The organism is Stenotrophomonas sp. TWI1409, assembly GCF_039673015.1.
GTDB classification, from domain to species: Bacteria; Pseudomonadota; Gammaproteobacteria; order Xanthomonadales; family Xanthomonadaceae; genus Stenotrophomonas; species Stenotrophomonas maltophilia_A.
Genome location: NZ_JBDJKU010000087.1, coordinates 1 through 13,438 on the forward strand (window position 1 = coordinate 1; position 13,438 = coordinate 13,438).

Here is a 13,438-nt window from a genome sequence, read left to right on the forward strand (position 1 = left end):
ATGCTCGACTCATGCCGCAAGGCAGTCGAGCATGGCTCGACTCTACAAAGCTCACCCGCGCAGGGTGGCGCCGCCGTCCACGTACAGATCGCTCATCGCCACGTGCCCGGCCTGCTCGGAGAGCAGGAACATCACCGAGTGCGCGATGTCCTCCGGGGTGGCCAGCTTGCGCAACGGAATGCCGGCCTTGTACGTCTCCAGGCTGCCGGCGATCACCCGCTCGGCCCCGTGCTCGTCCTGCCACATGCCGGTCTGCATCGGGGTCAGCGTTGAACCCGGGGCGACGATATTGCAGCGGATGCCCAGCGGCGCCAGCTCCAGCCCGAGGCAACGGGTAAACATCGTGGCGGCGGCCTTGGACGCGGCATAGGCGGCCATGCCATGCCGCGGCACGCCGGCGGCATTCGAACTGACGGTGACGATCGCGCCTTGGCCTCGCGGTGACATCACCCGCGCCAGCGCACGGCCAACATGGAACACACCATCGGCATTGACTGCGAACACCCGGCGCCAATCGGCATCGGTAGTCCCGGTCACCTCGCCCACGTGCAGGACCCCGGCCACGCTTGCGGCGAGACCGATCGGCCCAATGCTGGCTTCCACACGATCCACCAGTGCGTCCACCGCTACGCTGTCGGTCACATCGAGCGCAAATGCCTGTACACGTGCATCCATTACCACGGGCGCCTCGCGGTCGGTTGCCACCACCGTGCAGCCGGCCTCGGCCAACAGCCGTACCAGAGCCTCGCCGATGCCGCCGGCGGCACCGGTCACCAGGGCCACGCGACCTTCAAAGCCGGTCAACTGCATGTTGCGATCTCCTCTTGCTCATCCCAGTGGCGCAGGCGCGCCGACAACCACGGTGCCAGCTGCGCCACCGCATCGCGGCCGGTCAGCTCGGCATGCAGGAACGGCAGCTCCAGCGCCTGCACCCTGCGCGCGTGCGTGCGCCACAACGCCGACTGCAGCTGCGGCCGCGCCTGATGATCCCGGCCAGCGCGCACGTGCACCAGCGTGCCGTCGAATGGTTGGTGGATGTGTTCGCGGATCAACCGGTTGGTGCCGGTCACCGCACGCACCACGCCATCGAGCACTACATCCGGCAGGCTGCCGAGCGCACTACCACCGCGACGCAGGAAGCCGAGAATACGTTCACGGCTGTCCAGCTCCGGATGTGCATCCGGATCATGGCCGGCAATCGCCAGCAGTGCGCGCAATGCGGCGATGGCATCGGGTTCCGGCTCAGCCCGCCAGCATTCGCTGGGGTAGGCGTCCAGCAGCACCAGTTCGCCGACTTCACGCCCAATCTCGTGCAGGCGCACCGCCATCGCCTGGGCGAGGATGCCTCCCACCGACCAACCCAGCAGATGCACCGGCCCTTTCGGCTGCAATGCGACCACGCGCTGCACGTAGTCGTTGGCCATGGCTTCGATGCTGGACGGCAACGGCTGCTTCGGATCCAGCGCGGGCGACTGCAGGCCGTACACCGGGCGAGCCGGCTGCAGGGCGCGCGCCAGGCTGCGGTAGTTCCAGGCGATGCCACCGGCCGGGTGCAGCACGAACAGCGGAGTGGGCCCATCAGCATCAGTCGCAGCCAACGAGATCACCGGGCCCAATGCGTGGTCGGCCAGCGCCGGCGGCTCGGCAATGCGCGTCGCCAATGCGGCCACGGTCGGCTGCGCGAACAAAGCGCCCAGGCCGAGGTCACAGCGCCAGCGTTGTTCGATGGCCAGCAGCAGGTGCACCGCCGACAGCGAGTCACCGCCGAGACTGAAGAAGTCCGCATCCACCGCCACCGGCGCTTCACGCCCGAGTGCCTGGGCAAACAGCACCGCCAGCTCCTGTTCCAGCGGCGTGCGCGGCGCCAGTCCGGCAATCTCGTTCTGCGGCGGCTTCGGCAACGCGTTGCGGTCGAGCTTGCCGTTGGCGGTCACCGGCCACTGATCCACGCCAACGAACGCCGACGGCACCATGTAGTCCGGCACGCGCGTGGCCAGGTGGCTGCGCAGCATCACGGCATCGGCAAGCGCCGCTGGCACATAGGCCACCAGCCGCGCATCGCCCGGCGTGTCCTGGCGCAGCAGCACTTCCACGCGCTCCATGCCCGGCAGCTCGCGCAGCGCCGCCTCGATCTCGCCCAGCTCGATGCGCAGGCCGCGCAGCTTCACCTGGTGGTCGCTGCGGCCGAGGTATTCGACGGCACCATCGGCGCGCCAGCGCGCCACGTCGCCGGTGCGGTAGATCCGTTCGCCCGGCAGGAAGGGATCGGCCAGGAAGCGCTCGGCGGTCAGATCATCGCGGCCGACGTAGCCACGCGCCAGCTGCACGCCGCCCAGATACAGGTCGCCCGGCACACCTACCGGCAGCGGCTGCATCCGCGCGTCCAGCACGTACAGGCGTGTGTTCCAGACCGGGAAGCCGATCGGTACCGGCCCTGAGCGGTCCTGCGCAGAGGCCGGCCAGTAGCTCACGTCCACGGCCGCTTCGGTCGGGCCATACAGATTGTGCAGTTCGGCCTGCACGCGCGCATGGAAACGATCACGCAACGATGCGTCCAGCGCCTCGCCACTGGTGAACACGCGGCGCAGCTGCAGGCCTTCGGAGGCCGGCGCGGCAAGGAACGCGTCGAGCATCGACGGCACGAAATGTGCGGTGGTGATGTCGTGGGCACGCACAAGCCGTGCCAGCTCGGTCGGATCACGATGCGCGTCCGGACCCGCCACCACCAGCGTCGCGCCGCACAGCAGCGGCAGGAAGAACTCCCAGACCGAGACGTCGAACGTGGCTGGGGTCTTCTGCAGAACACGGTCATCGGAACGGATGCCGTAGTGCTCGCGCATCCACAGCAGGCGGTTGACGATGGCGCGGTGCTCGATGACGACGCCCTTCGGCTCGCCGGTCGAACCGGAGGTATAGATCACATAGGCTGCATCGCTGGGCGCCGGATCGGCCCACGGTGCTGCGAAACTCAGCGCGGTCCATTGGTCGGGGGCAAGCACCGGCACACCGTCCATGCGCGCCGATACCTCTGCCGCAGCCAGTACGCACGCCGGCTGCGCCGAGGCGAGAATACGCGCAAGGCGCTCATCGGGATGGGCAAGGTCCAGCGGCAGGTAGGCGGCACCCGCACGCAGCACCGCCACCAGCGCGATCACCAGTTCCAGCGAGCGCGGCAATGCCACCGCCACCACACTGCCCGGACCGACCGCCATCGCGCGCAGTTGTGCCGCCAGCGCGAAACTCCGCGCTTCCAGCGTTGCGTAGTCCAGCCTGGTGTCGCCGAACACCAGCGCAGGCGCGTGCGGGTCACGGTCCATGCCCTGCTGCAGCAGTTCAACCAACGTAGTCTGTGGCAGCGCATGCGCGGTGGCATTGAAACCATGCACCACCTGCTGCGCTTCTACGGCGGAGGCCAGCGGCACCGCCGCGATGTCTCCGGCCTCCAGCGCCGCCGATACGAAATGCAGCAACCGGGTCGCGTGCGCCTCGACATCCTCCCGACTGTACAACGCGGGATTGGCTTCGATCTCCAGGTCCAGCAGGTGCTGGCCATCGCCACGGAAACCCAGCGTCAGATCATCCACCGGACCGGTGCACAGCACCTCCAGCGTCGCCTGCACGCCAGTCACCGCCAGCGGCTTGTAGAACGGCTGCACATTCACCAGCGGACCGTGCAGCCGCTGCTGTGCGCCCACCAGACCAAGGTCACGGCGCAACTGCTCGCCGCGATAGCGGCCATGCTTGCGACCCTGGCTGAGCTGCCGCCCCAGGCCGCGGGTATAGGCCTCGACGCTGCCCTCGCCAGCCGCCACGCGCAGCGGCAGGACATTCATCACCATCGCCGGCACCCGCGCCGACGCGTTGCCGAGTCGCCCCATGTAGGGCACGCCCAGCACCACTTCATCGGTGGCGCTCATCCGTCGCAGATACTCGGCGGCGAGCGCGGCCAGTACATCCGGCCATGGCTGCAACCAACGCACCGAGGCCTGCAGCAGCTGCTCTCGGAACTCCGCATCCAGCGGCTGCACCCAGCGCAGCGCGTCGTCACTGGCCGCGAGCGTACCGGCCAGGCCCGCGCCCGCCGGCGCGCCCTGCAGCTGCCCGCGCCACCACTGCCCGGCCTGCTCGCGCCGCGGATCGGCACGATACGCGGCATCATCGGCCAGCACGCCAGCCAGCGCTGGTAGTGGCTCACCCGTACGCCCCGCGTACAACGCGCACACACGATCAGTGAACAGCGCCATGCCATAGCCATCGGCCGCCAGATGATGCACGCGCAGGTACCAGACCCAGCGCTGCCCCCCCAGATCGAACAACACCTGCTGGCTTATGCGGTCGCGGGTCGGATCGACCGCGCTGAGCCGGTCGGCCTGCATCAGGGCACGCGCCGCCGATGCCGGGTCGACCTCGCCCGCTAGATCGCGCACCGACAGCAGCGGCACATGTGCCGGGTCATGCCACTGCAGCGGCTGACCATCGGTCCCTTCCGCAAAGCGCAATGCGAATGCCTGGGCTTCGCCCGCAGCCTGGTCTGCTGCTGCGACGAACGCGGCCACGTCCAGCGGGCCCTCGATCCACACCGCATGCGCGGTATTGAACGACGGATTGTCCGGTGCCAGCCGCTGCGCGAACCACAGTCCGGCCTGGGCCTCGGTCAGTGCCACCGGCGTGGCCAGCACAGCGACGTTCATGCGTTCTGCGCGGCCTGCAGTTTCTGCACCACGCCCCACCACTGGCGCAGCGTGGTGTGCTCGGCCAGCTGCGAGAACTCCAGCGGCAAGCCAGTGTTGCCCCAGGCCAGGACCAGGCCGAGCATGCGCATCGAGTCCAGGTCCAGGTCGATCAGGTTGTCGTCGTCACCGATCTCTGCTGGCTCGCACTCCAGAACGCGCGCCACGTCGGCACGCATGCGCTCCAGATCCAGCACCTCACCCGTGGCAGCCATCACAGCACCTCCAGCAGCTGGTCGGTGGTCATCGGCACCCCGCTGGTGCGCGCAATCCAGTGCAGCGCCTGATCGTGATCGGCGCGCGAGAAGTCCGCCACCGCATCGGCGGCGATGAAGGCCTCGATATCACGCTGGAACGCTTCGACCACGGTCGCGGTGCAGCCGATATGGGCGTACACGCCGGTCACCAGCAACTGGTCGCGGCCACGCACCCGCATCAGCGTCTCCAGGTTGCTGCGCTGGAACGCGCTGTAACGGTGCTTGACCAGCACGTGCTCGCCCGGCTGCGGTGCCAGCGCCTCGATGATCGGTTCATGGTCGGCGCTGCGGCGCATTCCGGGCCCCCACAGATCGGCCTGCAGGCCACGGTCACGGCGATCCTGGTCGCCATGCTGGGCGGTGTAGAACACGGGAATGCCGTGCGCGCGGCAATGCGTCAGCAGGCGCACGATATTGTCCACCGCCGGCCGCAGCGGCGTACTACCCGCGTCGAATGCCGCCAGGAAGTAGCGCTGCATGTCATGCACCAGCAGCGCAATACGATCACGCTGCGGGCGCCACGGGCCTCGGGCCTGCGGCAGTTCGGCGGCGGTCGGCAAGGGGTAATCGGTGATACGGGGCAGCGCCATCAGCGCGTTCCTCCTGTCTGTTGCAGATGACGCGCACGCAGCTGCGCGCGCAGTTCGCGGCGGCTGATCTTGCCGACCGCGGTGGTATCGAAACTGTCGACGAACACGACCTGGTCCGGCACCTTGAACGCCGCCAGGCCGCGCGTACGCATCCAGGCTTTCAGTGCCGGCGCCTTTATCGGCTCCCCCTGCTGGATCACGAACGCGCAGCTGCGCTCACCGAGATACTCGTCGGGAATGGAGACCACGGCCGCGTCGAACACACCAGGGTGGGCCAGCAGGTGATCTTCAATCTCCTCGGCGGAGATTTTCTCGCCCGCACGGTTGATGTGGTCACCGGCACGGCCCTGCACCACCAGATAGCCACCGGCCAGCTGCTGCACGCGGTCACCGGTTCGGTAGAAACCGTCGTCGGTGAACGAGCGCGCGTTGGCCACCGCATCGTTGTGATAGCCACGGATGGTGTACGGGCCGCGGGTCAGCAGATGGCCCACTTCGCCTTCGGCCACCGGCTGGTCGTGGTCATCGACCACGCGCACTTCGTCGTCCGGACTGATCGGACGGCCCTGGCAGGCCACGATCAGTTCCTCCGGATCATCCAGGCGGGTGTAGTTGACCAGGCCCTCGGCCATGCCGAACACCTGCTGCAAGGTGCAGCCCAGGCCGTCGATCACGCGCCGCGCAGCTTCCGGCACCAGCTTGGCGCCGCCCACCTGCAGTACCTGCAGGCTGGACAGATCGTGCGGAGTGGTTGCCGCCGCCTGCGCCCACAGCAGCGCCAGCGGCGGCACCAGTCCGCAGCAGGTCACCTGTTCGCGGGCGATCAGCGGGAAGGCCGCATCCGGGCCGGGACCGGGGCTGAGCACCACGCGGGCGCCGGCATACAGCGCACCGAAGAAGCCGGGCGAACTCATCGGGAAGTTGTGCGCGGCCGGCAGCGCGACCAGGTAGACGCTGTCGCGGTCGATGCCGCAGAGGTCATTGCTGGCGCGGAACGAGTAGATGTAGTCGTCGTGCGTGCGCGGGATCAGCTTGGACAGGCCGGTGCTGCCACCGGAGATCTGCAGGAACGCCACCGACTGCGGATCCGGGTCGGCCGGCAGCTCGCTGCGATCGCCCTGCAGCGCCTGCAGCGCGGTGAACTCCGCCGCATCGCCATCGATGACCACGTGGCGCAGCGCCGGCACCTCGGCCTGCAGCGCCCGCGCCAGCCCGCGATGATCAAAGCCATCGTGCAGGTCGGCAGTGATGTAGGCACTGGCCTCGGCCTTGTTGGCGAAGTGCACCAGTTCGGTGATGCGATGCGCCGGCAACGCATATACCGGCACCAGACCCGCACGGAACAGTCCGCATACGGTGGTGATGAATCCGGCGGTGTTGCCCAGCTGCACCAGCACCCGCTCACCGGGCTGCAGGCCGAGTGCCAGCAGTCCGGAACCGATGCGACCGGCTTCGTGCCACAGCTGCGCGTAGCTCAGGCGGACATCGCCGGCGACCACCGCGATGTCATCCGCATAGCGTTCCGCGCGCTCGCGCAGGAACGCCGGGAAGGTCTCGCCGCGCCAGTGACCGGCCTCGCGATAGCGCGCCATCAGTTCATCAGGCCACACCTGCTGCAGTGGCAGGCGGGAGGGATCAATGGAGGTAGTCATGCGGCAGGCTCGATGGAGGGCGCGGATTCATGGACACCCAGCGCGTTCAACAGGGCAGCGAACTTCGCCGCGGTTTCGGCCACCTCGGCCTCGGGTTCCGATTCGGCGACGATGCCGGCACCGGCATACAGGCGCAGCTGCGTGCCCTGCAGGCGTGCGCAGCGGATCGCCACGTACCAGTCGCCGTCACCCTGCGCATCCAGCCAGCCCACGGCGCCGGCGTAGAAGCCGCGCGGCACCGGTTCCAGTTCGCGGATGCGCTGCAGTGCCGCCAGCCGCGGCGTACCGCAGACCGCCGGTGTGGGGTGCAGCTGTGCCAGCAGTTCGGCGGCAGACGTCTGCGGATCCTTCAGGGTGGCATGGATGCGGGTGCCCAGGTGCCACATGCTGGCGGTGGCATGCAGCACCGGCCGTGGCTGTGCATCGATGTGGCTGCAGTACGGTGCCAGGCCCTCGACGATGGCGTCCACCACATGGCGATGCTCGTCATGGTCCTTGGTCGAGGCCAGCAGCGCCTGCGCGGCACGCTCGTCCTCGGCGGCATCGGCGCTGCGGCGTGCTGAACCGGCGAGCGGATGCGACAACAGTTCGGCACCGCGCTTGCGCAGCAGCAGTTCCGGGGTTGCCCCCACCAGCCACGCCGGCGCCTGGCCCAGCTCCACCGGCAACGGCACCGCGTAGGTCGCCACCGACGGATCCGCGCCCAGGCGTGCCAGCAGCACGTCCGGCGACAGCGCCTCGCGGGTGCGTGCCAACAGGCTGCGCGCCAGCACCACCTTGTGCAGGTTCTGCTCGGGCGCACGCAGGACCTGCACCGCCGCGGCAACCGCTGACGCATAGTCCTGCGGCACAGGCTCGGCCCGCAGGGCGCCGTCCAGCGGCGGTGCGGCCTGAGGTTGCAGTGCCAGCGCCGGCAGCAGGCGCTCGGGCTGGTACAACGCATCGTCCGCACGCGGTTCGAACGGCACCGCGCCAACCAACAGGCCCGGACCGCCGCGCTGCTGGGCAAAGAACTCCGAAACGCGCTCTGCCAGCGTCGCCAGTGCACCGGCCGGCAGCGCGGCGCGGCACCCGCGTGCGTGCACGTGCTGGCCCGCATGCTGCAGCAGGAACAGCGACGCGTCGTCGGTGTTCTCCTGCGGCGCTGGCGCAGCCTCCGGCCACGCGCCCTGCATCAGGGAATCGTTCATGGGGTCTCCTTCATTCGATGCGCTGCGGCCAGCGCGCACAGCAACAGCAGCAGCGCGCCGACCAGCAGGTAAGGCAGGCTGGGCCCGCCGCGATACAACAGCGTGCCGAGCATCGGCCCGGCCACCATGCCCAGCCCCTGCGCGGCCGCCACCGTGCCGGCCGCGGCGCCCTGCTCGTGCGCCTCCACCCCATCGGCGGCCAGCGCCTGGAACGAGGGGAATACGAAACCCATGCCGAACGCGGCCAGCGCGTACGCCGCCGGCAACTGCCAGGCCTGCTGCACGCCCGCCACCGAAGCGAAGCCGATGCCGGAAATGAGCGCGCCGAGGACGATCCAGCGGCGTGGATGTACCTCCAGCTTCATCACCAGCGCCTGCGCCAGGATCAGGCCGACGCCAACCGCTGTGAGCGCGATACCCGCCATGCGCGCGCCCGCCGCTGCATCCAAGCCGAGGCGGTCGATCGCGAAGAAGCCGACCGTCACCTGCGCGATGGTCACCGAGACCATGGCGATGAACGCCGCCAGCTGTGGCAGGCGCAGGCGCGGGTCGAGACGGCTCATCGGCTGGCGGCGTTGCGCAGAAGCGCTCTCCACCGGCGGTGTGGCCGGCAACCGCCACGCCAGCAATGCCAGAGCAAGCAGCGGCAACAATGCGGCCACATACAGCGCCAGCGACAGATTCGTATAGGCCAGCCAGCCAGCGGCGGCCGGGCCAAGCACCATGCCCAGTGCGTTGGCGCTGCCCAGGCGGGCGAGGAATTTCGCACGCTGCCCGGTCGGTGCCTTGTCGGCAATCAGCGCGGCAGCGGTAGGAGGCACCGCGGCGTAGAACAGGCCGATCAGGCCACGCGCACCGACCAGCACCAGCACCGATACCAACACAGGCGGCACCGCCTGCAGGGCCACGTCGATAAACACCGCCAGCGCGATGTAGACCACGGTGTAGGCACTCATCGCCAGCATCAGCACGCGCTTGCGGCCGATGCGGTCGCTGAGCTGGCCCCACGGGCGCGCGGCCAGCATCCACAACACACCGGCGGCGGTGACCGAGAGGCCGGCATGCCACTCGGACAAGCCGAGCATGCGGACCACCGGGCCGATCACGGCGACGAAGGACATCATCGCCATGGTGCCGATCAGGGCAGCCAACACCAGCGCCGGCAAGCCGGGAACGACGGGACGTGCGTGCATGAAACACCAGCCGTAACAGGAAAGGATGGCCGGGTGCGTCTGTACGCCCCCGCCCGGCATCAGTCCTGCTCAGGGCCCGATGCCATCCTTAAATGATAACGGCTCGTATTTGCATTTGATACCCATTCTCTTGAATGGGCATGCAACAGTGGGTTCAGCGCATTGCACGCAGGCCCAGCAGACCACGACGCTTGAACCACCACTCCAGCGGCAGCGTCACCAGCGGCGGGATCGCCGCCAGCAGTGCCAGGGCACTGGCCCACCACGGCCAGCGCAGCCGCACCGCCGCGAACAGAGTGACCGCCACATAGGCCAGGAAGGCGACGCCGTGCAGGGGCCCGAACAACTTGACCAGCGCAACGTTGGCCATCGGGCCGTACTTCATCCACATGCCGATGAGCAGGCCGGCCCAGGTCACGGCCTCGATGAAAGCGACCACCGCGAACAGGCGTCCAGTCGGGTGCATGGGGGAACGTTGGGTCACGCGGAGCTCCAGCATCGGGATATCAAATGCGAATGATACGCAGATGCGAACCCCATGTAGAGTCGAGCCGTGCTCGACTGCTGGAACGTGTCCACCAAGGTGGACACCTACCGGAGCACATCCGGCAGGACCTGCTCGCCGATCTCGCGCAGCACCGCGTCCATCGACCGCCCGTTGTCGACCAGGTTGAACATCACATGTGCCACGCCCTGCGCATGCACGCGCAGCAGGTAGTCACGCAGACCATCGCGGCCGACCTTCAGGCCCAGCGGCAATGGCTCGGCTGGCGCCTGCGGATCCGTCTGCAGGTCCAGCAGCATCGACTGTACGAACGGCTTGCCCGGCCCGCCGCGCTGCACCAGCGCCTGCTGCCACAGGCCGATGCGTCCTTCCTGCGCCACCTCCTCGCGGTGATAGGTGGCCCAGCCTTCGCTTTCGCGCGCGATCCATTGCAGGCTCTGCCGCGCAGTACCCACCACCAGCATCGGAATGCGCGTTGCCGGCGCCGGCAGCACGTCGAAACCACCGGTCGCCTGCAGTACGGTGGCCCGTTCATCGGCCTCTGGTGACAACGCTGCGCGCAACAACGTCCAACGCTCACGGAACGCCGCCGCCCTGCCCTCCAGATCCTCACCGAACGCGGCAAATTCTTCCGGGCGGTCACCCGAACCCAGGCCCAGCACGAAGCGTCCGCCACTGATCCGGTCCAGGCTCAAGGCCGACTTCGCCACCTGCAGCGGCTGGCGCAATGGCAGCACGATGGCTGCGCTGCCGACCACGATGCGCTCGGTCGCGGCAGCCAGCATGCCCAGCCACAGGAACGGGTCATCCAGCGCACTCGCTGTTGCATCCGGGCCCTGTGGCACCATCAACGGTACATCGCGGGTCCACAGCGCGGCGAAGCCAAGATCATCGGCCAGCCGCGCGATCCGCCTGGCTTCATGCGGATCGGCCAGCCCATGTGCGGCGACAGGCGTCATCAGGCCCAGGCTCAGACCCTGTTGCGGAAACAAGGCAGCGTAAGCAGGATTGAAATCACTCATGCCGCCAGCTTAGCGTGCAGACCTGCGGCGACGATGACGCACCGCCCACCACTGGAAGAACACTGCATGCCGACGATCCGCCCTGCCCACGTCGATGACCTGCCCGCGATCAGCGCGGTGTGCCTGGCCGCGTTCACTGCGGCGGTGGCGCCTTCGCTCAGCGCGGCCGGTATCGCCACCTTCGGCAGTGTCGCTGCAGCCGATGCGTTTGGTGCGCGCCTGCAGGGTGACAACCACATCCTGGTGGCCGAACAGGATGCGCGCGTGGTCGGCGTGGTCGAACTGAAGGAGGGCCGGCACCTGGCAATGCTGTTCGTCGATCCCGCGTGCCAGGGCCAAGGTATCGGCCATGCCTTGTTCGAAGCCGTGCTGCCGCAGGTACGCGAGCCGGTACTGACGGTGCGCGCCTCGCTCAACGCAGTGCCTACCTACCTGCGCTATGGCTTTGTGCTGGATGGGGAGGTCGGCGAGTTCAACGGGCTGGTGTACCAGCAGATGGTGCGGGCAGCGGCCTGAAGGCATCCGCCCGGCAATGCCCGGTGGGCGTCATGCCCTGCGGCACGCCTGTCATAAGCAAACTGAATCAGCAGGCTCCCCGGCGGTTCCTACAATGGCCTGTCACCCTGCCCTTCGAGATGCTGCCGATGCGCGTCGCGCTTTCCGTGTTGCTGCTGGCTTCGGCGCTGAGCGCCTGCACCCCGGCCCCGGTATCCACCGCCAACTCTGCCGAGGCACCCGCGCCGGCATCCGCCATCGCCTGGCGCCAGGGCGATGTGGACGATGCCTTCGCCGAAGCCGCCGACAGCGGCAAGCCGGTGCTGCTGTACTGGGGTGCGGTCTGGTGCCCGCCGTGCAACCAGCTCAAGGCGGGCCTGTTCAAGGACCCGGCCTTCATCGCGCTGACCAGCAAATTCGTTCCCGTCTACCTGGATGGCGACGAGGAAGGTGCGCAGGCCTGGGGCGAACGCTTCGGCGTACGCGGCTATCCGACCCTGATCGTGCTGGACCCACAGCGCAACGAAATCACCCGCGTGGCCGGTGGCAATGACGCCGCCGAACTGACCCGGGCCCTGACCGTCGCTGCAGGCCGCCGCAGTGCTGTTGCCGCCACCTTGGCCACCGCGCTGGCAACGCCGGACCGGCTGGCCGCCGAAGACTGGCAGGTGCTGGGCGACTATGGCTGGGAAGTGGACGCCAACCGCCTGGCCGGCGAGCGCAGGAGCCAGGATGTGCTGCGCCAGTTGTCCAGGGCGGCACCCGACGCCGCCCTGCAGCGCCGTTTCGCCCTGCTGGCTCTGGCTACAGCCGAAAAGCCCGATACCTCGCCCACCGAAGTGCGCGAGCTGCTGCAGGCCGTACTGGCACAACCGGCGGAAGTGCGCCGCAACCGTGAGTTGCTCGGCTATGCAGGTGTGCAGCTGGTCAAGCAGGCCAGTGCAGGCCCGGCCACGTCCAACACCCTGGGCCAGCAATTGCTGGTCGCACTGGAGCGCGCCGATGCCGAGCGCGGTGACCGCGCCGACGATGCGTTGTCGCGCGCATTGACCGAAGTGTCGCTGGCCCGCCAGCAGCAACCCAAGGGCGCGTTGCCGGCGGCGCTGGTGGAACGGGTCAAGCAGCGCGTGGCCGCGGCCGATGCCGCCGCCACCGATGCGCATGCACGCCAGGCCACGATCAGCAGCGCGGTGTATGCCCTGCGCGAAGCGGGCGATGACGCCGGTGCCGAGGCGCTGTTGCTGGCCGAGCTGAAGCGCAGCGAGCAGCCGTACTACTACATGCCCGAACTGGCCGAACTGGCCGAGCAGCGCGGCGACACCGCCGGTGCGCTGGAGTGGCTGAAGCGCGCCTACGACGGTGCACAGGGCCCGGCTACCCGCGTGCAGTGGGGCGTGCAGTACGTGGAAGGGTTGCTGCGGCTGGCCCCGGACGATGCGCCGCGCGTCGAGCAGGCCACTGCTTCGCTGATCGCCGAACTGGAAGCACAGCCATCGGGCTACCACCAGCGCACCCGCCAGCGCTTCGAGCGCCTGGCCGGGGAGTTGAAGGCGTGGAGCGGCAAGCACCAGGGTGCGGAGACGCTGGCGCGATTGCAGCAGCGGATGCAGCAGGCGTGCGGTGACCAGGTGGATGGCGCGTGCAAGGATTGGTTGAGTTGAGTTGATGAAAGCGCTGGCGGCTGGTTCGCCGGCCGGCGCTTTTGTTGATCCGTGTGGGAGGGGGCGGGGGCCGCTGGCCAGGACACGCAAAAGCCCCTCCATGGTGCTCGATGGCGCCATCCTTGGCGCCAACGGTCCTGTCC

Annotated in this window: 11 protein-coding genes; 2 read left to right on the top strand and 9 right to left on the bottom strand. The window is 68.6% G+C overall.

Annotated features, from left to right (window positions below):
• Nucleotides 1–51: 51 nt before the first annotated feature.
• The 9 genes from ABE423_RS18910 to ABE423_RS18950 all read right to left on the bottom strand — a co-directional run bounded on the left by ABE423_RS18910 (nucleotide 52) and on the right by ABE423_RS18950 (nucleotide 11,139).
• Nucleotides 52–810, bottom strand: coding sequence for a 2,3-dihydro-2,3-dihydroxybenzoate dehydrogenase (locus ABE423_RS18910; protein ID WP_125895810.1), 759 nt, complete (start codon nucleotides 808–810; stop codon nucleotides 52–54).
• The gene (locus ABE423_RS18915) at nucleotides 801–4,691 is read right to left on the bottom strand and encodes an enterobactin synthase subunit F (RefSeq protein WP_125895811.1); all 3,891 of its coding nucleotides are present in this window, start codon (nucleotides 4,689–4,691) and stop codon (nucleotides 801–803) included. The genes ABE423_RS18910 and ABE423_RS18915 overlap by 10 nt, the downstream gene beginning before the upstream one ends.
• Nucleotides 4,688–4,945: a phosphopantetheine-binding protein gene (locus ABE423_RS18920; RefSeq protein WP_125895812.1), complete on the bottom strand. Its 258-nt coding sequence runs from the start codon at nucleotides 4,943–4,945 to the stop codon at nucleotides 4,688–4,690. The genes ABE423_RS18915 and ABE423_RS18920 overlap by 4 nt, the downstream gene beginning before the upstream one ends.
• Complete coding sequence (locus tag ABE423_RS18925; RefSeq protein WP_125895813.1) at nucleotides 4,945–5,577, bottom strand: isochorismatase family protein; 633 nt, start codon at nucleotides 5,575–5,577, stop codon at nucleotides 4,945–4,947. The genes ABE423_RS18920 and ABE423_RS18925 overlap by 1 nt, the downstream gene beginning before the upstream one ends.
• Complete coding sequence (locus ABE423_RS18930; protein ID WP_125895814.1) at nucleotides 5,577–7,229, bottom strand: AMP-binding protein; 1,653 nt, start codon at nucleotides 7,227–7,229, stop codon at nucleotides 5,577–5,579. The genes ABE423_RS18925 and ABE423_RS18930 overlap by 1 nt, the downstream gene beginning before the upstream one ends.
• Entirely contained in the window at nucleotides 7,226–8,419 is a 1,194-nt protein-coding gene (locus tag ABE423_RS18935) for an isochorismate synthase (protein WP_125895815.1), read from the bottom strand. Before ABE423_RS18935 ends, ABE423_RS18930 begins: the two co-directional genes overlap by 4 nt.
• Nucleotides 8,416–9,612 (bottom strand): MFS transporter, encoded by a 1,197-nt coding sequence (locus tag ABE423_RS18940; protein WP_125895816.1) that lies wholly within the window; start codon nucleotides 9,610–9,612, stop codon nucleotides 8,416–8,418. Before ABE423_RS18940 ends, ABE423_RS18935 begins: the two co-directional genes overlap by 4 nt.
• Nucleotides 9,613–9,766: 154 nt before the next feature.
• Nucleotides 9,767–10,078, bottom strand: a complete 312-nt coding sequence (locus ABE423_RS18945; protein WP_049462784.1) for a DUF3817 domain-containing protein — start codon at nucleotides 10,076–10,078, stop codon at nucleotides 9,767–9,769.
• Between the two features lie 125 nt (nucleotides 10,079–10,203).
• Nucleotides 10,204–11,139 (bottom strand): TIGR03571 family LLM class oxidoreductase, encoded by a 936-nt coding sequence (locus tag ABE423_RS18950; RefSeq protein WP_125895817.1) that lies wholly within the window; start codon nucleotides 11,137–11,139, stop codon nucleotides 10,204–10,206.
• A 66-nt stretch (nucleotides 11,140–11,205) separates the two neighbouring features.
• Here ABE423_RS18950 and ABE423_RS18955 point away from each other — a divergent pair, with 66 nt between their 5' ends.
• Both ABE423_RS18955 and ABE423_RS18960 read left to right on the top strand, forming a co-directional pair.
• Nucleotides 11,206–11,655: a GNAT family N-acetyltransferase gene (locus ABE423_RS18955; protein WP_125895818.1), complete on the top strand. Its 450-nt coding sequence runs from the start codon at nucleotides 11,206–11,208 to the stop codon at nucleotides 11,653–11,655.
• A 119-nt stretch (nucleotides 11,656–11,774) separates the two neighbouring features.
• Nucleotides 11,775–13,295: a thioredoxin family protein gene (locus ABE423_RS18960; protein ID WP_346487158.1), complete on the top strand. Its 1,521-nt coding sequence runs from the start codon at nucleotides 11,775–11,777 to the stop codon at nucleotides 13,293–13,295.
• Nucleotides 13,296–13,438: the final 143 nt, after the last annotated feature.

What these genes read in the sequence shown, in the direction of transcription:
- ABE423_RS18950 (WP_125895817.1), bottom strand. Translation starts at nt 11,139, where the DNA reads ATGAGTGATTTCAATCCTGCTTACGCTGCCTTGTTTCCGCAACAGGGT.
- ABE423_RS18940 (WP_125895816.1), bottom strand. Translation starts at nt 9,612, where the DNA reads ATGCACGCACGTCCCGTCGTTCCCGGCTTGCCGGCGCTGGTGTTGGCT.
- ABE423_RS18920 (WP_125895812.1), bottom strand. Translation starts at nt 4,945, where the DNA reads ATGGCTGCCACGGGTGAGGTGCTGGATCTGGAGCGCATGCGTGCCGAC.
- ABE423_RS18930 (WP_125895814.1), bottom strand. Translation starts at nt 7,229, where the DNA reads ATGACTACCTCCATTGATCCCTCCCGCCTGCCACTGCAGCAGGTGTGG.
- ABE423_RS18945 (WP_049462784.1), bottom strand. Translation starts at nt 10,078, where the DNA reads ATGCACCCGACTGGACGCCTGTTCGCGGTGGTCGCTTTCATCGAGGCC.
- ABE423_RS18915 (WP_125895811.1), bottom strand. Translation starts at nt 4,691, where the DNA reads ATGAACGTCGCTGTGCTGGCCACGCCGGTGGCACTGACCGAGGCCCAG.
- ABE423_RS18910 (WP_125895810.1), bottom strand. Translation starts at nt 810, where the DNA reads ATGCAGTTGACCGGCTTTGAAGGTCGCGTGGCCCTGGTGACCGGTGCC.
- ABE423_RS18935 (WP_125895815.1), bottom strand. Translation starts at nt 8,419, where the DNA reads ATGAACGATTCCCTGATGCAGGGCGCGTGGCCGGAGGCTGCGCCAGCG.
- ABE423_RS18925 (WP_125895813.1), bottom strand. Translation starts at nt 5,577, where the DNA reads ATGGCGCTGCCCCGTATCACCGATTACCCCTTGCCGACCGCCGCCGAA.
- ABE423_RS18955 (WP_125895818.1), top strand. Translation starts at nt 11,206, where the DNA reads ATGCCGACGATCCGCCCTGCCCACGTCGATGACCTGCCCGCGATCAGC.
- ABE423_RS18960 (WP_346487158.1), top strand. Translation starts at nt 11,775, where the DNA reads ATGCTGCCGATGCGCGTCGCGCTTTCCGTGTTGCTGCTGGCTTCGGCG.